The following is a 17,930-nucleotide window of genomic DNA, read 5'->3' as shown; positions in this document are numbered from 1 at the left end:
GTCCCCGCTTCCTTACAAAACCTTCACCGTCGGCCATGGCGCGTTCACGCGCCCGATCGGATTGGCGAGCGGCAGCCCGAACGGCTCGGCCGCGATCTCGAAGACATCGCCGGGCTCGGTCACCACGCCGTCGGAGACGCTCAGCGTCGCCGTACCGTAATAATGCACGTTCACCTGTCCCGGCTGGCGGAAGAGCTGGTACTTGAAGTGATGGCCTTCGAGATTGGCGATGGTGTGCGACATGTTCGCCTCGCCGGTGAGGAAGGGCTTTTCCCAGATCACCTTGCCCTGGCGCAGGATGCGCGAGGTGCCGCGGATATCGGTAGGTGCCTCGCCGACCAAGAGCTCCGGCCCGATGGCGGAGACGCGCAGCTTGGAATGAGCGAGATAGAGATAGTTCTGCCGTTCGGTAACATGATCGGAAAACTCGTTGCCGAGCGCGAAGCCGATGCGCCAGGGCGTGCCGTCGGGCCCGTTGACATAGATGCCGGCCAGTTCCGGCTCCTCGCCGGCGTCGAGGGCAAAGGACGGTGACGGCAAGCTGCCCTGCGGGGCGATCAGCGTCGAGCCATCGCCCTTGTAGAACCATTCGGGCTGCACGCCCTCCTTGCCCGGTGCCGGCCGGCCGCCATCGAGCCCCATGCGGAACATCTTCATGGAGTCGGTGGCCTTCGACAGGTCAGCCAGGTCCTGATGCATCTTGTCGCGGCCCTCGGCGCTGCCGAGATGGGTCAGGCCGGTGCCGGCGACCATGACATGGCTGGGGTCGGGGTGATCGATCGGCGCCAGCACCTCGCCGGCGGCAAGCGCGGCAGCGAGGTCGACGGTTTCGCCCAGGCCACGCTTCTCGATCTCGGCCCGCAGGCTGTGACCCGAAACGATCGCGGCATTGGCGAGGTCCAGCACCGTCGCAGTATCGCGAATGAGGCGCGAGACACCCTCGCTGGTGGCGACGACGACGCGCCGGCCCTGATGGCGCAATTGGGCAAGGCGGAGGGGAGTAGGAGACACGCGGTGCATTCCTCAGACAAATTAGCGGATGCGCATCATAGAAAGCATTCGACAGAGCGCAACGGTAAAATTCGCTGCGCCATCAATTGCCGGCCCGCGCCGACAAGCCGAATTCTGATTCCGGGAAAATATTCGAAGGCGGCATCGTGTCGCGCTTTTTGATTTTGTTTAGGGTGGGCAGAAAAACAATTGCATCCCTGCTCAAATTGCGTTCAATTTGGGAACGGTTCGTGTCGAATCTGCCAGCCGGCAAGTGGTGGTCCTCCCTGCGTGATGAGAGCGGCAGGCGACCGAAAGGGCTCCCGCGATGCGAAACCGCTGGGGTTTTTGCAGATGTTTATTCTCGATACTATGTTGAAGCGCCTGATTAAAAAGGGTGCACTTACGGTTATTGATCCCGAAGGCCACGTTCACACCTACGGATCCGGCCAGGATTTTTCGAGCACTATTCGAATTGTAGACAAGGCAACGGCCTGGAAGCTTCTCACCAATCCGGAACTGGAAGTGGGCGAAGCCTTCATGGACGGGCGCCTCGTCATCGAAAAGGGCGATGTCTACGACATGCTCGCCCTGTTCATGCAGAATATCGGCTGGTCGATCTCGATCGGCCCGCTGAGCAACATCGCTTCCACGGCTCGCAAGATCAGCCGACGCATCGCCCAATACAACCCGGCCGGAAAGTCGAAGAACAACGTCGCCCATCATTATGACCTGAAGGACGAATTGTTCGATCTCTTCCTGGATGCGGATCGACAGTATAGCTGCGCCTATTTTCCCAGTCCGGATATCACGCTGGAAGAAGCACAGGCCTACAAGAAGCGGCACATCGCCGCCAAGCTGTTGCTGAAGCCGGGCGTGAAGGTGCTCGATATCGGCTCGGGCTGGGGTGGCATGGGCCTCTACATCTCCGACGTGACCAAGGCGGATGTCACCGGCATCACCCTCTCGGAGGAGCAGCACCGGGTTTCCAACGCCCGCGCCCAGGCCGCCGGCATCGCCGACCGCGTGCGCTTCGAGCTGATCGACTACCGAGCCCTCGACCGGAAATTCGACCGCATCGTCTCCGTCGGCATGTTCGAGCATGTCGGCGTCAACCATTACGATGCTTATTTCCGCAAGATCGCCGCCTTGTTGAACGAGGACGGCGTGGGCCTCGTGCATGCCATCGGCCGTTCCGACGGGCCCGGCGCCACCAACCCGTGGATCCAGAAATATATCTTCCCCGGCGGCTATTCGCCGGCGCTGTCGGAAGTGCTGCCGGCAATCGAACGTGCCGGGCTTGTCGTCACCGACATCGAGATCCTCAGGATCCATTATGCGGAAACCCTCAAGCACTGGCGCGAGCGCTTCAACCATCATCGCGACCAGATCCGTTCCTTCTATGACGAGCGCTTCTGCCGGATGTGGGACATGTATCTGGCGGCTTCCGAGGCCACTTTCCGCTGGGGTGGCCACATGGTCTTCCAGATCCAGGTGGCGAAGTCCGTCAACGCCGTACCGCTGACCCGCGACTATATAGGCGAGGCCGAGCGCCGCCTGCCGCTCGACCTGCAGCCGGTCCCCGCGCCAACCCGCGAGGCAGCCGAATAGCCCTGCCGATTATCGATGGCGGGTCTCTGAAGAACGCCATTTAGGCCATTTGCAAGAAGAGGCGGGTCTTCGGGCCCGCCTCTTCTTTCCGCTCCAGGCACGTCCCTCTTTGTCGTCAAAGCCCGTGATCAGGAGGAATGTGCAAGATAGTTTGCATAGATTAGGAAGCCCCGACCGAGCTTCCGGAAAGCAGTTATGACCCAGTCCGAACCGGCCAGTTCCGCGCTGAGCCCTCACGAGATACGCTCGATCATCATCGGCGTGCTGGTGGCGATGTTCCTTGCGGCGCTCGACCAGACCATCGTTGCCACGGCAATGCCGACGATCGGCCGCGTACTCGGCGATTTCGAGAACCTGCCCTGGGTCGTCACCATCTACCTGCTGACCTCGACGGCGGTGACGCCGCTCTATGGCAAGATGGCTGACATCGCCGGCCGGCGCGTGACGCTGTTGGTGGCGATCGGCACCTTCGTGGCCGGCTCGATCCTGTGCGCCCTCGCCCCGACCATGCTGACCCTGATCCTGGCGCGGGCCCTGCAGGGCCTCGGCGGTGGTGGACTCATCTCGCTGGCACAAACCATCATCGCCGATATCATTCCGCCGCGCGAACGCGCTCGTTATCAGGCTTATTTCGCCACCGTCTTCGTCTCCTCCAGCATCGCAGGACCCGTCCTTGGCGGATTCATGGCCGAGAAGCTCCACTGGTCGGTGATCTTCTGGATCAATCTGCCGCTCGGCCTGCTCGCCTTCTGGATGACGAATTCGGTGCTCAAGAAGCTGCCGCGCCACGAAAGGCCGCACAGGCTCGATTTTCTCGGCTCGGCACTGATGGCCGTGGCCACCATCGCCCTGCTGCTCGCCCTCAGCCTGGGCGGGCCGCATTATGCCTGGAACTCGGCGCCGATCCTTGGCCTGTTCGGCCTTTCCGTCCTGTTCTGGGTCGGCTTCATCATTCGCCTGCGTACGGCGCCCGAACCGCTGATCCCCACCGAGATCCTTGCCAATCCTGTGGTGGCGGCGGGCACCATCGCCGCCTGTTTCGGCATGGGCGTGTTCATCGGCATGACGATCTACATGCCGATCCTCCTGGAAGGCGTCTATGGCCTGACGGCGAGCCAATCGGGCCTCGCCTTGATTCCGATGATGGTCGGTACCGTCACGGGGGCGACGCTGTCGGGCCGCCTGATGGCACGTATCACGCACTACAAGCGCCCACCCCTGATCGGCCTCGCCGTCTCGACCGTCGCCTTCGCCCTGATCTCGATCAACCCGCAGGCCCTGCCTCTGGTGGTGCTCGAAATCCTGCTGACCCTCGCCTCCCTCGGCATCGGCACCATGCTGCCGGTCACCACAGTGGCGATCCAGAACGCCGTGCTGCAGCACCAGATGGGCACGGCGACCGGCGCCATGAACTTCTTCCGCTCGCTCGGCGGTGCCCTGATCGTCGCGGTGTTCGGCGCCATCGTGATGGGCGGCCTGCCGGCCGACCTCGCCGCCAACGTCACCATCGAGACCTTGGCGAAGTCGATCGCTGCCGCCGGCAGCGACATCGGCTCGGTGTTCCGCTGGGTGTTCCTGGCCGCCGCTTTCGGGTCGCTCGCCACGCTTTGCGCCCTGCTGCGCATGGAAGAGCGGCCGCTCAGAACCAAGGTCGAGCCGGCCTCGGTGGCGATGGAGTGACTGCCCGGGCATCTTGCGATTTGGCGCAATCGCCTCTTTTCATGCCCGCAGCATGCTGTAAAAGCGCTTCCAGTCTCTTTCGGATCCCGTAGCCATGAGCCCTAATTTGAGCGTCCACGACAAGGCCGAAATCCTCTCCGAAGCCCTGCCCTACATGCAGCAGCATGACGATGCCACCATCGTCGTCAAATATGGCGGCCATGCCATGGGCAGCGAGCAGCTCGCCCGCGATTTCGCCCGCGACATCGTGTTGCTCGAACAGGCCGGCCTCAATCCGGTGGTGGTGCATGGCGGCGGCCCGCAGATCTCCGAAATGCTGCAGCGCCTCGGCATCAAGTCCGAATTCGCCGCCACCGGCCATCGCATCACCGACGCCGCCAGCGTCGAGGTGGTGGAGATGGTGCTGGCCGGCTCGATCAACAAGCAGCTCGTCGGCTTCATCAATGCCGCGGGCGGGCGCGCTGTCGGGCTGTCGGGCAAGGACGGCCGCATGCTGACCGCCAAGAAGGCGACCCGCACGGTCTACGATCCCGATTCCGCCATCGAGAAGGTGGTCGATCTCGGCTTCGTGGGCGAGCCCGACAAGGTCGACACCACCGTGCTCGACCAGATCATCCATTCGCAGATCATTCCGGTGCTGGCGCCGGTGGCGGCGTCGGAGGATGGCGGCACCTTCAATGTCAATGCCGATACGTTCGCCGGTGCCATCGCCGGGGCGCTCGGCGCCACCCGCCTCCTTTTGATGACCGACGTGCCGGGCATCCTCGACAAGGACAAGAACCTGATCGAAGAGATCGACGTGGAAGGTATTCGCCGCCTGATCGCCGACGGCACCATCACCGGCGGCATGATCCCCAAGGTGGAGACCTGCATCTATGCCCTCGAAAAGGGCGTCGAGGCCGTGGTGATCATGGACGGCAAGGTGCCGCATGCCGTGCTGCTGGAGCTCCTCACCAATCACGGCGCGGGTACGCTGATCCGGCGCTGAGCGCCGCAGCGCACAGTCCACAGCTTCCCCGTTCCGCTTTCAGCCCGCACCGGCATTCGCCGGTGCGGGCTTTTGTTTGCCCCACCCTCCGATCTCGTCCCTCGGCCTTCAAGTAAATTCTCTTGAAGGCAAAGATATTGCCTTGTAAATCGACCCTATGATGCGCCGAGTTGGCGTAATTTTAATTAGAATAATTAAAATCTGGGTACATCTTGTTCAGAGCGATCACGATACTACTGAAAGCGAGCCTCCTATCTCTGCTTTTTGGCGGCGCGGTCCTGGCCGAGGAAGCCAAGCCCATCGCGATCACGGATGATCGTGGCATCAAGGTCGATGTGCCGGCCACGCCAAAGCGCGTGGCAGCGATCTCCTATTTCGGCGTGGACCTGATGCTCGCTCTCGGTCTCAAGCCGATCGCCACCACCTATATGGTCAAGGGCCGGGAGCCCGACTTCCTGCTCGGACGGACGGGTGACCTCCCCCAGATTGGCCAGCGCGCCAAGCCCAATCTGGAGCTGCTTGCCGAGGCCAAGCCCGACCTGATCGTCGCCATGCGCCGCTACACCGAGGGCAATGCGGCGCAATACCAGAAGATCGCCCCCTATCTGGCCTATAATCTCGAACTCTACGACGACAGCGACCGCACCATCCTGCAGCTTGCCACCCTGCTTGGAAAAAAGGAGCGGGCTGAACAGCTCAATGCCGAGTTCAAACAGGATCTCGCCGCCTTCGCCGCCAAGGCGCCCAAGGGCGTACATCCCCGCTTCCAGGTGATGTGGGCGGGCGATGCGCCCTGGACCTTCTACAACGAGAACATGACCGCGGCGATCCTCACGGCCCTGGGCGGCGAGAACATCGCCGGCAACAATCCTGCCCCCTACAAGGTCGACAACTTCGGGGTTGAGATGAGCCTCGAAACCATGCTGGAGAAGGACCCCGAAGTCATCTTCGTCTATGACTACGGCCCGGATCGCCCCAATGAAAACAATCCGATCTGGAGCAGCCTGTCCGCCGTCAAGAACGGCCGGGTCTATTATGTCGGCGACCAGTGGGTGGAGGCGCACGGCCCGATCGCGCGTGAGGTCGTTCTGCGCGAGGCGGCGCATTACCTCTATCCGGATGTTTTCCCCAAGCCCGACGTCAAGGCGGAAGCGGCCAAGCTGATCCCCGCCGCCCCGAAATGAGAGGAATGGCGGCAAGACAGCCCACAGGAGCGGCCAGCGGACACCTGCCCGCTTTCGCCCTGGTGGGCCTGTTCCTGCTGATCGCCACCCTGGCCGGCTTCGGCGGCCTGCTGGTCGGCGCCAAGCCCATGCGTCTCGACGCTGCGCTCAACGCGATCTTTGCGCCCACCACGAACATCGACAGCACCATCGTCTGGACCCTGCGCCTGCCGCGCAGCATCGCCGCCTTCCTGGCGGGCGGGGGCCTCAGCCTGTCGGGCTATCTGCTGCAGTCGTTCAGCCGCAATCCCCTGGCCTCCCCCGATCTGACCGGCGTCACCGCAGGCGCCGTCGCCTCGATCGTCGGCTGCTTCGTCTTCCTGCCCTGGCTCTCCTCGATCTATTACGCGCCGATCGGCCTTGCCGGTGGACTCGCAGCCGCGGCAACCACCTTCTGGATCGCCCGCGGCGGCCGCACCTCGCCGCTGCGCCTGGCTCTCGGCGGCGTGGCCGTCGCGCTCTTCCTGGGCGGTATCACCACCTACATGCTGCTGCTGGGCGGCCCGCAATCGCCGGCCGTGCTGTTCTGGCTCTCCGGTGGCCTGCAGGGACGATCCTGGAGCCACATCGCCTTCATGCTGCCCTGGATCGGGGCCAGCCTGATCGGGGCGCTGCTCTGCCACCGCGTCGTCGCCATGCTGTCCCTCAGCGATCAGGCCGCGGCCGGCATGGGTCTCAATCCTGCCCTATGGAAGCCCGTCCTGCTCGTGCTGGCGACACTGCCGGTCGCCGGCATCACGCCGGTGGCCGGGCCGATCGCCTTCATCGGCCTCGCCGTCCCCCATATCGTGCGCCTGTTGCGCCCGTCCGGGCCGGCGACAGCCGTCATGCTCAACCTAGCGGCGGGCGGCATGCTGCTGGTGGCCGCCGACGTGCTGGCGCGCAGCCTCGCGGCCCCACGCGAGATTCCCGTCAGCATCATCACTGCCCTGATCGGCGGCCCCTATTTCGTCTATCTGACGCAAAGGCCGAATTTCGGCGCTGGCCGGGAGCGCTGAGATGACGAGGCCGTTGCCCCGGAGATCGCCTGCCGCACGAAGCTGGCTCACCCTGCTGCTCGGGGCCCCGCTGCTGGTGGCCGTCGCCGCCATCTTCCTCGGCGCCAGCCATGTCGCGCCTGCCGACGTACTGGCCGCCCTGACGGGACAGGGCAGTCGGCAAGCAAATCTCATCATCGGCGATTTCCGCGTGCCACGGGTGATCACCGGCATCCTGGCAGGGATTCACTTCGCGCTGGCAGGCCTGCTCCTGCAGAACATCACCCGCAATCCCCTCGCCGATCCCACGCTGATGGGCGTCTCGCAGGGCGCAACGCTCGCCGTTACCCTCTTCCTGCTCGCCACCGTCTACGGAACGACTGGTGGCAGCAACATGCTCTATCAGCTCCCCGTCGCCTGGCTTCCCGCCGCGGGCCTGATCGGCGGCCTCGTCGCCGGCGGCATCATCTATCTGCTGGCACTCCGGCACGATCTCGGCCCCCTGCGCATCACGCTCTGCGGCATCGCCGTGGGGGCGGTCCTCCATGCCCTGGCCATCGGCCTTATCACCGGCTGGGGTTCCGCGCGTATCGAGATCCTGCTGGAATGGCTTTCCGGCAGCCTCTATGCCCGCAGCTGGGAGCATGTGCTGTTCCTGCTGCCCTTCACGATCGCCGGCTTGGCCGCCCTGCCCTTCCTGCACCGCTCGATCGACATGCTGCGGTTCGAGGCGCCGGTGGCGCGTTCCTTCGGCCTCGACTACAGGCGCCACTTCACCCTGGTGCTGATGCTGGCCTGCGGCCTTGCCGCCAGCGCGGTGGGCGCAGTCGGGCCGCTGGTCTTCGTCGGCCTGGTGGTGCCCCATCTCGCCCGCATGCTGGCGGGCCGGCATGGCGGCGCCGTAATACCGCTCACCATCCTTCTCGGCGCCATGCTGGTCACGGCCGCCGATCTCATCGGCCGCCTGATCGGGCAAGCCGACGAGATCCCCATCGGTGTCGTCACGGCCATCGGCGGCGCGCCGATCCTCGTCACCCTGCTGCGTCGCCTGCCATGAGTGCCGCCATGATCCTCTCCTGCTCCGCCCTTTCCGTCTCCTATGGCAGCCACAAGGCACTGCAGGGATTCGACTTCAAGCTGGAGCGCGGTGAGATCCGCGCGTTGATCGGTTCCAACGGCTCGGGAAAAAGCACCGCGCTGCAGGCGGCCGCCGGGCTGATCCAGCCCAACCAGGGGCGGGTCACCCTCGATGGCCGGACCGTGTCGACGATGTCACGCCGGGAGCTCGCCCGGCGCCTGTCCTTCATGCCCCAGCAGCCGCAGGCTCCCGACGAGATGACGGTGGAACAGCTGGTCCGGCAAGGGCGCTTTGCCCATGTCGGCCTGCTGCGCAGCTATGGCACGGCCGATTTCGACGCCATCGACTGGGCGCTCGAAAGCACCGGCCTGACGGCCCTGGCCCAGCGCAGCCTGCGCCAGCTTTCCGGCGGCGAGCGGCAGAGGGCCTGGATCTCGGCGGCCCTGGCCCAGCAGGCCGACATCATCATGCTCGACGAGCCGACCTCCTTCCTCGACATCGGCCATCAGGTGGAAGTGCTGGAGTTGCTCACGCGCCTCGCCCGCGAACGGGCCGTCACCGTGGTGATGGCGCTGCACGACCTCAACCAGGCCATGGCCGTCTGTGACCGGATATCCCTGCTCGAAAAGGGCCGGCTGGTGTTCGACGGCACCGCGGAGGCCCTGGCGGCGAGCGGCCTGATCGAGCGCGTGTTCAACGTGCGCGGGCGCTTCGTCAGCCTCGGCCCCGGCAGCGCCCCGCATTTCGACGTCGAGATCGGCACACGGCCACCGAGCGTGAGTGGATAGCACGCTTCACGCCAACACGGTTCAGCGCGGCTTGACCAGGCGAAACAGGATCTTGGTCTGCCCGTAATAGTCGAGTTCGTCGGCAAAGTCGGGCATCCAGCCGCTTTCGCCCGAATAGGGAAGGAAGCCCTCGAAACGCAGCCGGCGCCCGGCAACCTCGAAGCCGGCCTCGCTGAAGACGCGAGCATAGTCGGTGATCGAACGGTCCTGGACGACGGTGTTCGTCCGCTCCGCCACGAGCTTGCGCCAGCGCGGCCAGAGCGGATTGTCGGTATGGCAGCCCGTCACCGCATAATAGACGCCGCCCGGCTTGAGGGCCGAAAAGATATCGGCGGCATGCGCGGCGATATCCGGAATGAGATAGATGACCTCGTGGCTGAAGGCGATGTCGAACCGGGCGTCCTCGCCCCGCATCGTCGAGCGAACCTCGTAGCGGATCGGCAGGCCGGCCCGAAGCTCATTGGCTCTCTCGATCGACTTTGCGGCGATATCGACGCCGAGCGCCCGCTTGAAGGGCAACATGGCATGGAGGTGGCGCAGGAAGCCGCCCTGGTTGCAGCCGAAGTCCAGGACAGTACAGTCGCTGAGGTCGCGCTCCATCACCTGTCCGATGAGATGGCGCCAGATCGGGGCGTGGCCCTCGCCCATGGCGTTCTCGGCCTCCAGGTCGACATACCAGCTGTCGATAGGCTTGACTTCACCGCGCGCTGTCATTGCTGCCCTTCCATTCCATTGCGGCTCCCTTCGGAATCAGGGGCGCGCCGGATTTGATAGCATCCCGCAGGCAACCGATGACAGGACAAGCGCGAAATGCCCCCTCTTCGCGCGCAATCCATCCTTAACTTTGCCACTCGATGCTGGCATAAGGATGATAGAGACGAGCATGGATCAGAGCGTAGCCACAATCAGGGAAAAGCTGTCGGCGGATTTCGCCCATGTCGACACATGGGTCTTCGATCTCGACAATACGCTTTACCCTCACCACGCCAATTTGTGGGAGCAGGTCGACAACCGCATCACCACCTGGATGGCGAATTACTATGGTGTCGACGGCCTCACTGCGCGCGGGCTGCAGAAATATTACTATCAGCGTTACGGGACTTCGCTGCGCGGCCTGATGATCGACGAAGGCGTGGATCCCGCGTATTTCCTCGAATTCGCACATGATATCGACCATTCCCCGCTGGAGCCCAACCCGCTGCTCGGCACCGCGCTCAGCCTGCTGCCCGGCCGCAAGCTGATCTTCACCTCGGGTACCACCCGGCATGCCCTGAACATCGTCAAACGCCTGGGCGTGGAGGAGCATTTCGCCGACGTCTTCGACATCGTCTCGGCCGACTACCTGCCCAAGCCCGCCGCCGACACCTATGCAAGCTTTTTTGCCCGTCATGACGTCGACCCCAGCCGCGCCGCCATGTTCGAGGATCTTTCCCGCAATCTGATCGTGCCGCATGACCGGGGCATGCGCACCGTGCTGGTTCTGCCTAGGCTCGATGCCGAGATCGTGCGTGACGCCTGGGAAATCGAGCGAGTGCAGGCCGAGCATGTCGACTATGTCACGGACGACATTGCCGGCTTCCTGACCGATCTGTCGGCTTCGCTCTGAACCGCCATCACGGTCAATCTACCGAATAATACCGGAATATTCGGCTTGCCCGCTTGGCGAAGACGTCTGCGCGTTGCATTGTCAGGCGCGTCAGGCCGCCCCGGCTTTTCTGCAGGGCGGCTTCCACTGCATGGGGTTGCATGATGCCCTCACCTCAGTTCGATATCCCGGGCCTCCTCATCCGTATCCCGCTCCTGGTCCGGACTTTGCTCATCGCCATCCTGGCCGGCAGCGGCGTCCTCCTGGTGGCGGGCGGCGCGCAGGCGGCCGTGCGGGGCTATGCCACCGCCAATGTCAACCTGCGTGCTGGTCCCGGCACCCAATATCCCGCCGTCACCACGCTGCGCCCGGGCGAATCAGTCCTCATCCATGGCTGCCTCAGCGATCGCTCCTGGTGCGATATTTCCGTACGCGGCGAGCGGGGCTGGTCGGCGAACAAATATCTGTCCGCCGCCGCGAACCGCAATGTCGGCATCGGCGCCCTGGCGATACCGGCCATCGTCTTCAGCTATGCCTATTGGGATCGCTATTATGTGCGGCGTCCCTGGTACAACACCTGGTGGGGCCATGGCCGGCCGCGGCCGCCCCATCACGGGCCGGGCTGGCGCCCACGACCGCCCGTCATCGGCCCGCCCGGGACACGCCCGCCAGTGGTCCGTCCTCCTGGAGGCCGCCCACCTGGCGTTCGTCCGCCCGGAGTGAGGCCTCCCCATCATGGCGGCCCACGTCCGAAGCCGGTCTTCCGTCCCGGCCGGCCAGGACGGCCGATTGGCAGCACACGGCCGGTCATTCCGCAATGAGCGGAGCATTGGCTGGTCGAATCCACACTCGACAACGGACGGAAATGAATGCCGCCTTAGTCATTGCCGGGCCTGACCGGCAATCCAGCCCCCTTCCCGTCTAACGGATAGCGGCGTTCCGGATGCCCGGATCAAGCCCGGGCATGGCAAAGACCTGCGTTTCCGGCGCTGCAAATCGGAAAGAAGATCGGCTCAAGAACGATCACGCATCCGCGTCGAAACAGGCGCGGATGCCCTCGCGATAGGTCGGATAGCGCAGCGCATAACCCAGCTCCTCACGGACCCGGCGGTTCGAGACGCGCTTGTTCTCGCCATAGAAGGACCGGGCCATCGGTGTCATCTGGGCCTCGACATAGGCGATCTCGACCGGCGGCGTCATGCCGAGCAGCTCGGCGGCATAGGTGACCACGTCCTGGGGCGGGGCCGGCTCGTTGTCGGTGACGTTAAAGGCTGGCCCCGCCCCGGACTTCTCCATGCCGGCGGCGACCGCACCGGCGATGTCCTCGACATGGATGCGGTTGAACACCTGCCCCGGCTTGACGACGCGCCGGGCGGAGCCGCGCTTGAGATTGACCACGGCGTTGCGCCCCGGCCCGTAAATGCCGGCCAGGCGGAAAAGCTGCACCGGCAGGTCCCTGCCGCGGCCAAGCTCGAGCCATTCCTTCTCGACGTCGACCCGCATGGCATTGCGGGCCATGGTCGGGCGCAGCGGCGCGGTCTCGTCGATCCAGGCGCCGCCGGCATCGCCATAGACCCCGACGGTGGAGAGATAGCCGATCCATTGCAGCTTCGGCGCCTGCCGGAGGGCCGAGCCGAAATGCCGCAGGACGGGATCGCCATCATCGTCGGGCGCAATGGAGGTGAGGATGTGCGTCGCCTCGGCAATCGCCGCCTCAACCGCTGGCGAACCGGCAAGGCCGTCGTAAGAGAGGCGCGTCACACCAGGCAGGTCCGGTAGCTTCTCATGCGGCGCCGTCGAGCGGAAAGTGCCGGTGATCTTGGCGAAGCGCTCGCCATAGCGGGCCGCGAAATGCGAGGCGGTGTAGCCGAGGCCGAAGATCAGGAGATTCATGGAGACCATTCCTGGGAGCGCGGACGTCCCCGTCCGCCTCTTGGAAACGCTGGAGATGCCGGACAGGAAGAGCGGGCGAGGACGCCCGCGCTCCCAGGCTTACTGCCCCAATCCGTCGAAGAAATCACGGACCTTGGCGAAGAAGCCGGCGCTTTCGGGCTGGGTTTCCTTCGACGATTGTGCGTCGAATTCGGCCAGCAATTCGCGCTGGCGGCGCGTGAGGTTCTTGGGCGTCTCGACGAAAAGCTGGACATACATGTCACCATGCTCGCGCGAGCGCAGCACCGGCATGCCCTTGCCGCGCAGGCGTACCTGCCGGCCGGTCTGCGTCCCCTCGGGCACCGCCACCTTGGCCTTGCCGCCATCGACGGTCGGCACCTGGAACTCGCCGCCGATGGCGGCCGTCACCATCGAGATCGGCACCCGGCAATGCAAGTCGGCACCGTCGCGCTGGAAGAATTCGTGGGGCGCCAGCGACAGGAAGATGTAGAGGTCGCCCGCCGGCCCGCCGCGCGAGCCGGCCTCGCCTTCATTGGCGAGGCGGATGCGCGTTCCGTCCTCGACGCCAGCCGGGATGTTGACCGAGAGGGTGCGCTCGCGCGTGGTGCGCCCGGCGCCGCCGCAGGATGGACAGGGATTATCGATGACCTCGCCGCGGCCCTGGCAGGTCGGGCAGGTGCGCTCGATCGAGAAGAAGCCCTGGGTGGCGCGCACGCGGCCATGGCCGGCACAGGTTCCGCAGGTCTTGGGCTTCGACCCGGCCTTGGCGCCCGAGCCGGAACAGGCATCGCAGGTGACAGAGGTCGGGATCTTGATGGTGGCGGTCTTGCCGTTGAAGGCCTCCTCCAGCGTGATCTCCATGTTGTAGCGCAGATCGGCGCCGCGCTCGCGCCCGCCCGAATTGCTGCGCCCACGGCCGCGCCCGGCCAGATCCTCGAAGATGTCGTTGAAGATGTCGGAGAAGGAACCGAAGCCCCCGCCTCCGCCGAAGCCGCCTCCACCGCCGCCCTGTTCGAAGGCGGCGTGGCCGAAGCGATCATAGGCCGCGCGTTTTTGCGGGTCCTTGAGGGCTTCATAGGCCTCGTTCACTTCCTTGAACTTGGCCTCGGCATCCTTGTTGCCGGCATTGCGGTCGGGATGATGCTTCATGGCCTGCTTGCGGAAAGCAGCCTTGAGTTCGATTTCGGTTACTTCGCGAGTAACCTCGAGCACTTCGTAATAGTCACGCTTGGCCATAGGAATCGCTCAAAGCATCCCAGCGAAAGCGTCTTGCGAAGGGCGGCAGATCACCGGCGCTCGCCAAGACGTGTTGAAACAACCAATTCGAGCGAAGGGCGCTTCCGCTTGAACGCGCCTTGCTCCCGAAGGTGCGCGAAAGCCCCCGCCATGTCCGGTGCAAGCTTTGGCTTGCACCGTTTGGCGAGGGCTCGCACACGATCGTCAGAGATTACGCACGCTTCTTGTCGTCGTCGACTTCTTCGAAGTCGGCATCAACAACATCGTCATTCTTCGCGCCGGCCTCGGCGCCCGCTTCGCCAGCGGCCTGCTGCTGCTGATAGAGGGCTTCGCCCAGCTTCATGGCAGCCTGCTGCAGGTCGTTGGTGCGGGTCTTGATCAGCTCGGCATCCTCGCCTTCCAGCGCGGACTTCAGGGCAGTGATCGCGGACTCGACGGTCGACTTGTCAGCCTCGGAGATCTTGTCGCCAAGCTCCTTGATCGACTTCTCGGCCTGGTGCACCGCCGCATCCGCATGGTTGCGGACCTCGACGAGCTCACGCCGCTTCTTGTCTTCCTCGGCATTGGCCTGGGCGTCCTTGACCATCTTCTCGATGTCCGCATCGGAAAGACCACCGGAAGCCTGGATGCGGATCTGCTGTTCCTTAGCTGTCGCCTTGTCCTTGGCCGAGACATTGACGATGCCGTTGGCATCGATGTCGAAGGTCACCTCGATCTGAGGCATGCCGCGGGGCGCCGGCGGAATGCCGACGAGATCGAACTGGCCAAGGGCCTTGTTGTCCTGTGCCATTTCGCGCTCGCCCTGGAAGACCCGGATGGTCACGGCCGTCTGGCCGTCCTCGGCGGTCGAGAAGGTCTGGCTCTTCTTCGTCGGGATCGTGGTGTTACGCTCGATCAGACGGGTGAAGATGCCACCCAGCGTCTCGATGCCCAGCGACAGCGGGGTCACGTCGAGCAGCAGCACGTCCTTGACGTCACCCTGCAGCACGCCGGCCTGGACAGCGGCACCGATGGCGACCACTTCGTCCGGGTTGACGCCCTTATGGGGCTCCTTGCCGAAGAACTGCTTCACGACTTCCTGGATCTTGGGCATGCGGGTCATGCCGCCGACCAGCACCACTTCGTCGATTTGGCCAGCAGCCAGGCCGGCATCCTTCAAGGCCTTGCGGCAGGGCTCGACCGTGCGCTGGACGAGATCATCGACCAGGCTTTCGAACTTGGAGCGCGAGAGCTTGAGAGCCAGATGCTTCGGACCCGAAGCGTCGGCCGTGATGTAGGGCAGGTTGATCTCGGTCTGGGCCGTCGAGGACAGCTCGATCTTGGCCTTTTCGGCCGCTTCCTTCAGGCGCTGGAGAGCGAGCTTGTCCTTCTTGAGGTCGATGCCCTGCTCGCGCTTGAACTCATCCGCCAGATACTCGACCAGGCGCATGTCGAAGTCCTCGCCGCCGAGGAAGGTGTCGCCGTTGGTGGACTTCACCTCGAACACGCCGTCGCCGATCTCCAGGATCGAGACGTCGAAAGTGCCGCCGCCGAGGTCATAGACCGCGATGGTGCCGGCCTTCTTCTTGTCGAGGCCGTAGGCGAGCGCAGCCGCCGTCGGCTCGTTGATGATGCGCAGCACTTCCAGGCCGGCGATCTTGCCGGCGTCCTTGGTGGCCTGGCGCTGGGCATCGTTGAAGTAGGCGGGAACGGTGATGACGGCCTGCGTCACCGGCTGGCCCAGATGAGCCTCGGCCGTTTCCTTCATCTTTTGCAGGGTGAAGGCCGAAATCTGCGACGGGGAGTAGGACTTGCCGTCCGCCTCGACCCAGGCGTCGCCATTGCCGCCCTTGACGATCTTGTAGGGCACCAGGCCCATGTCCTTCTTGGTCATGGGATCGTCGTAGGTGCGGCCGATCAGGCGCTTGATCGCAAAGAAGGTGCGCTCGGGATTGGTCACAGCCTGGCGCTTGGCCGGCTGGCCCACGAGGCGCTCGCCATCGTCGGTGAAGGCGACGATGGAGGGCGTGGTGCGCATGCCCTCGGAATTTTCGATGACCCGGGCGCTCGTGCCTTCCATGACGGCCACGCACGAATTGGTGGTGCCGAGGTCGATACCAATAACTTTAGCCATAGTTCTCATCCTTCCTATTCAGCAGACCGGCGCGCCCCGAAGCAGCAGCGCCTAGGCCGGGAAAGCCCTCAGGAACCCGGCCGGTCCCTATCGGAAACCCCGTGACTGACGTTGGATTAATCACGGGTTCGGCGGGTATATAAGGGGGGCTTTCACAGGCCGCAAGGCGCGAAAGCTGCCTGTCCGCTAAGGAATTTGCGTCTTCGTCACAATTCTTGGACGAAGCGCCGGCCGTCTCCGGCCAAGGCAAGCCAACAGGCGGTATAGCGATACATCAGCCAGCATCCCCGGTCACTCGATTTCGCCGGCCTGCCCTCACGACGAAGGCAGGCGAAAATCACCTTGAATATAACAATATTGTTATATAACAAATTTGTTATCAAGAAAGCACAACCGCCATGCTCGACCTCGATCATACCTTTGCCGCCCTGTCCGATCCGACCCGCCGGGCCATCCTCAGCCGCCTGGCACTCGGGGAAGCGACGGTGATGCAGCTGGCGGAACCCTTCGCGATGACGCAGCCCGCCATCTCGCGCCATCTCAAGGTTCTCGAAGGCGCCGGGCTGATCGTCCGCCGCGCCGAGGGAACGAGACGGCCGTGCCGGCTCGCTCCGGAGGGCATCGCGGCCATCGACCAATGGCTGGGCCTGCTACGCGAGGCCCTGGCCCGCAATTACGACCGGCTGGATGCGCTGCTGGCCGCAGGACTTCCCGAGAAAACAGAGGAAACCCCATGACCAAGCTCACGATCCGAACCGAAGGCGAAACCCATGTCGTGGTGACCAGGCGCTTCGCCGCCCCGCCCGAGGCGGTCTACCGCGCCCACACCGAACCGAAGCTCATCCAGCAATGGATGCTTGGGCCGGACGGCTACACCATGCCCGTCTGCATCAGCGATGCCCGGCCCGGCGGCAGGATCCGCTTCGAGTGGCGGGACGCCTCGGGAAGCGGCGGCTTCTACCTGACGGGCGAATATGTCGAGCTCGAGCCCCATAGCCGCATCGTGCATGTCGAGCGCATGCATCTGCCCGATCCCACGCCGGACAACCATGTCGAGACCCGCTTCGCGGCGGACGGCGCGGGCACGCTGATGACCCTGCGCATGACCCTTCCCAGCGCCGAGGTGCGCGAGCAGATGCTGGCGACCGGTATGGAGCATGGCATGGAAGCCAGCTATGCCCGGCTCGAGGGTATTTTGTGAGGATCGATGCTGACCTTAAGGGTCGGGCGAGATGAAGGTTCGATGCGAGGGGGCGCGAATGTCGCGTTCTTCGCCCGCCAAGCCTTTGCCTCTCCCTCCTCAATCCACCAACTGGCCCACGATCATGTGCGCCGTCGAGGCATTGAGGGCCATGGGGATGTCGTAGACCAGCGCCAGCCGGGTCAGGGCCTTGACGTCGACATCGTGCGGCAAGGGCGAGAGCGGATCGACGAAGAAGAACAGGCCATGCACCTGCCCCTCGGCGATCAGGGCGCCGATCTGCTGGTCGCCGCCGAGCGGACCGCTCTTCAGCGGTGTCAGCGACAGTTCCGGGCAGGCGGCCAATATGCGGCTGCCGGTGGTGCCGGTGGCGACGAGATTGAAGCGCGCCAGAATGGCCCGGTGCGTGCGCGCGAACTCGACCATTTCGTCCTTCTTCAGATCATGCGCGACGAGCGCCAGAGTGCGCCGGACCAGCTTTGCCATCTCATATCCTCATTTCCAACCGGCGTTTCCCACCTGATTCCATGTGAAAATCAGGGGCAACCGCACAACGCCTCTTCTCAA

The 17,930-nt window shown here is 64.3% G+C and carries 17 protein-coding genes; 11 read left to right on the top strand and 6 right to left on the bottom strand.

From position 1 onward, the window contains the following. Positions 1-12: 12 nt before the first annotated feature. Positions 13-1,011: an AraD1 family protein gene (gene araD1, locus BA190_RS14005; protein WP_371260321.1), complete on the bottom strand. Its 999-nt coding sequence runs from the start codon at positions 1,009-1,011 to the stop codon at positions 13-15. Positions 1,012-1,344: 333 nt separating this feature from the next. Between araD1 and BA190_RS14000 the strand changes: the two genes are divergently transcribed. The 7 genes from BA190_RS14000 to BA190_RS13970 all read left to right on the top strand — a co-directional run bounded on the left by BA190_RS14000 (position 1,345) and on the right by BA190_RS13970 (position 9,335). Then, positions 1,345-2,601: a cyclopropane-fatty-acyl-phospholipid synthase family protein gene (locus tag BA190_RS14000; protein WP_068288050.1), complete on the top strand. Its 1,257-nt coding sequence runs from the start codon at positions 1,345-1,347 to the stop codon at positions 2,599-2,601. A 195-nt stretch (positions 2,602-2,796) separates the two neighbouring features. Further along, on the top strand, positions 2,797-4,281 hold the full coding sequence (locus BA190_RS13995; RefSeq protein WP_068288047.1) for an MDR family MFS transporter: 1,485 nt from the start codon (positions 2,797-2,799) through the stop codon (positions 4,279-4,281). Positions 4,282-4,375: 94 nt separating this feature from the next. Further along, the gene (gene argB / locus BA190_RS13990; protein WP_068288044.1) at positions 4,376-5,269 is read left to right on the top strand and encodes an acetylglutamate kinase; all 894 of its coding nucleotides are present in this window, start codon (positions 4,376-4,378) and stop codon (positions 5,267-5,269) included. 209 nt (positions 5,270-5,478) lie between these two features. After that, positions 5,479-6,453: an ABC transporter substrate-binding protein gene (locus tag BA190_RS13985; RefSeq protein ID WP_162275109.1), complete on the top strand. Its 975-nt coding sequence runs from the start codon at positions 5,479-5,481 to the stop codon at positions 6,451-6,453. 5 nt (positions 6,454-6,458) lie between these two features. Further along, on the top strand, positions 6,459-7,490 hold the full coding sequence (locus tag BA190_RS13980; RefSeq protein ID WP_068288038.1) for an iron ABC transporter permease: 1,032 nt from the start codon (positions 6,459-6,461) through the stop codon (positions 7,488-7,490). Position 7,491: 1 nt separating this feature from the next. Continuing rightward, on the top strand, positions 7,492-8,526 hold the full coding sequence (locus BA190_RS13975) for an iron ABC transporter permease (protein ID WP_068288035.1): 1,035 nt from the start codon (positions 7,492-7,494) through the stop codon (positions 8,524-8,526). Positions 8,527-8,534: 8 nt separating this feature from the next. Further along, a complete protein-coding gene (locus BA190_RS13970; protein WP_068288032.1) occupies positions 8,535-9,335 on the top strand; it encodes an ABC transporter ATP-binding protein in 801 nt (266 codons plus the stop codon). Positions 9,336-9,356: 21 nt separating this feature from the next. Here the strand turns inward: BA190_RS13970 and BA190_RS13965 are convergent, their stop codons facing one another. Beyond that, entirely contained in the window at positions 9,357-10,049 is a 693-nt protein-coding gene (locus BA190_RS13965; RefSeq protein WP_068288029.1) for a bifunctional 2-polyprenyl-6-hydroxyphenol methylase/3-demethylubiquinol 3-O-methyltransferase UbiG, read from the bottom strand. Between the two features lie 169 nt (positions 10,050-10,218). Between BA190_RS13965 and BA190_RS13960 the strand changes: the two genes are divergently transcribed. Both BA190_RS13960 and BA190_RS13955 read left to right on the top strand, forming a co-directional pair. Beyond that, on the top strand, positions 10,219-10,941 hold the full coding sequence (locus tag BA190_RS13960) for a pyrimidine 5'-nucleotidase (protein WP_068288026.1): 723 nt from the start codon (positions 10,219-10,221) through the stop codon (positions 10,939-10,941). 140 nt (positions 10,942-11,081) lie between these two features. Beyond that, positions 11,082-11,741: an SH3 domain-containing protein gene (locus tag BA190_RS13955; RefSeq protein WP_068288023.1), complete on the top strand. Its 660-nt coding sequence runs from the start codon at positions 11,082-11,084 to the stop codon at positions 11,739-11,741. Between the two features lie 202 nt (positions 11,742-11,943). Here BA190_RS13955 and BA190_RS13950 read toward each other — a convergent pair whose 3' ends face one another. From BA190_RS13950 to dnaK, 3 genes are all read right to left on the bottom strand, one after another. Then, positions 11,944-12,813: an SDR family oxidoreductase gene (locus BA190_RS13950; RefSeq protein ID WP_068288019.1), complete on the bottom strand. Its 870-nt coding sequence runs from the start codon at positions 12,811-12,813 to the stop codon at positions 11,944-11,946. Between the two features lie 99 nt (positions 12,814-12,912). Further along, positions 12,913-14,049: a molecular chaperone DnaJ gene (gene dnaJ / locus BA190_RS13945; RefSeq protein WP_068288016.1), complete on the bottom strand. Its 1,137-nt coding sequence runs from the start codon at positions 14,047-14,049 to the stop codon at positions 12,913-12,915. A gap of 211 nt (positions 14,050-14,260) precedes the next feature. Then, positions 14,261-16,162 carry a molecular chaperone DnaK gene (gene dnaK, locus BA190_RS13940; RefSeq protein WP_068288013.1) on the bottom strand — a complete coding sequence of 634 codons (1,902 nt, stop codon included), beginning with the start codon at positions 16,160-16,162 and terminating at the stop codon, positions 14,261-14,263. A 398-nt stretch (positions 16,163-16,560) separates the two neighbouring features. Between dnaK and BA190_RS13935 the strand changes: the two genes are divergently transcribed. Both BA190_RS13935 and BA190_RS13930 read left to right on the top strand, forming a co-directional pair. Beyond that, the gene (locus BA190_RS13935; protein ID WP_068288010.1) at positions 16,561-16,899 is read left to right on the top strand and encodes a helix-turn-helix transcriptional regulator; all 339 of its coding nucleotides are present in this window, start codon (positions 16,561-16,563) and stop codon (positions 16,897-16,899) included. After that, positions 16,896-17,363 (top strand): SRPBCC domain-containing protein, encoded by a 468-nt coding sequence (locus BA190_RS13930; RefSeq protein WP_068288009.1) that lies wholly within the window; start codon positions 16,896-16,898, stop codon positions 17,361-17,363. The genes BA190_RS13935 and BA190_RS13930 overlap by 4 nt, the downstream gene beginning before the upstream one ends. A 99-nt stretch (positions 17,364-17,462) precedes the next feature. Here the strand turns inward: BA190_RS13930 and BA190_RS13925 are convergent, their stop codons facing one another. Next, positions 17,463-17,849, bottom strand: a complete 387-nt coding sequence (locus tag BA190_RS13925) for a methylglyoxal synthase (RefSeq protein WP_068288004.1) — start codon at positions 17,847-17,849, stop codon at positions 17,463-17,465. Positions 17,850-17,930: the final 81 nt, after the last annotated feature.

The sequence above is a fragment of the Labrys sp. WJW genome (assembly GCF_001676615.1).
Taxonomy (GTDB): domain Bacteria; phylum Pseudomonadota; class Alphaproteobacteria; order Rhizobiales; family Labraceae; genus Labrys; species Labrys sedimenti.
Note: the sequence above shows the minus strand (reverse complement) of the source record. Positions and strands in the feature narration are given on the sequence as shown.

Excerpts from the sequence above, each read along its gene's own strand:
- BA190_RS13995 (WP_068288047.1), top strand. The coding sequence starts at position 2,797 with ATGACCCAGTCCGAACCGGCCAGTTCCGCGCTGAGCCCTCACGAGATA.
- BA190_RS13965 (WP_068288029.1), bottom strand. The coding sequence starts at position 10,049 with ATGACAGCGCGCGGTGAAGTCAAGCCTATCGACAGCTGGTATGTCGAC.
- BA190_RS13930 (WP_068288009.1), top strand. The coding sequence starts at position 16,896 with ATGACCAAGCTCACGATCCGAACCGAAGGCGAAACCCATGTCGTGGTG.
- BA190_RS13980 (WP_068288038.1), top strand. The coding sequence starts at position 6,459 with ATGGCGGCAAGACAGCCCACAGGAGCGGCCAGCGGACACCTGCCCGCT.
- BA190_RS14000 (WP_068288050.1), top strand. The coding sequence starts at position 1,345 with ATGTTTATTCTCGATACTATGTTGAAGCGCCTGATTAAAAAGGGTGCA.
- BA190_RS13935 (WP_068288010.1), top strand. The coding sequence starts at position 16,561 with ATGCTCGACCTCGATCATACCTTTGCCGCCCTGTCCGATCCGACCCGC.
- BA190_RS13960 (WP_068288026.1), top strand. The coding sequence starts at position 10,219 with ATGGATCAGAGCGTAGCCACAATCAGGGAAAAGCTGTCGGCGGATTTC.
- BA190_RS13925 (WP_068288004.1), bottom strand. The coding sequence starts at position 17,849 with ATGGCAAAGCTGGTCCGGCGCACTCTGGCGCTCGTCGCGCATGATCTG.
- dnaJ (WP_068288016.1), bottom strand. The coding sequence starts at position 14,049 with ATGGCCAAGCGTGACTATTACGAAGTGCTCGAGGTTACTCGCGAAGTA.
- argB (WP_068288044.1), top strand. The coding sequence starts at position 4,376 with ATGAGCCCTAATTTGAGCGTCCACGACAAGGCCGAAATCCTCTCCGAA.
- BA190_RS13950 (WP_068288019.1), bottom strand. The coding sequence starts at position 12,813 with ATGAATCTCCTGATCTTCGGCCTCGGCTACACCGCCTCGCATTTCGCG.
- dnaK (WP_068288013.1), bottom strand. The coding sequence starts at position 16,162 with ATGGCTAAAGTTATTGGTATCGACCTCGGCACCACCAATTCGTGCGTG.
- BA190_RS13970 (WP_068288032.1), top strand. The coding sequence starts at position 8,535 with ATGATCCTCTCCTGCTCCGCCCTTTCCGTCTCCTATGGCAGCCACAAG.
- BA190_RS13975 (WP_068288035.1), top strand. The coding sequence starts at position 7,492 with ATGACGAGGCCGTTGCCCCGGAGATCGCCTGCCGCACGAAGCTGGCTC.
- BA190_RS13955 (WP_068288023.1), top strand. The coding sequence starts at position 11,082 with ATGATGCCCTCACCTCAGTTCGATATCCCGGGCCTCCTCATCCGTATC.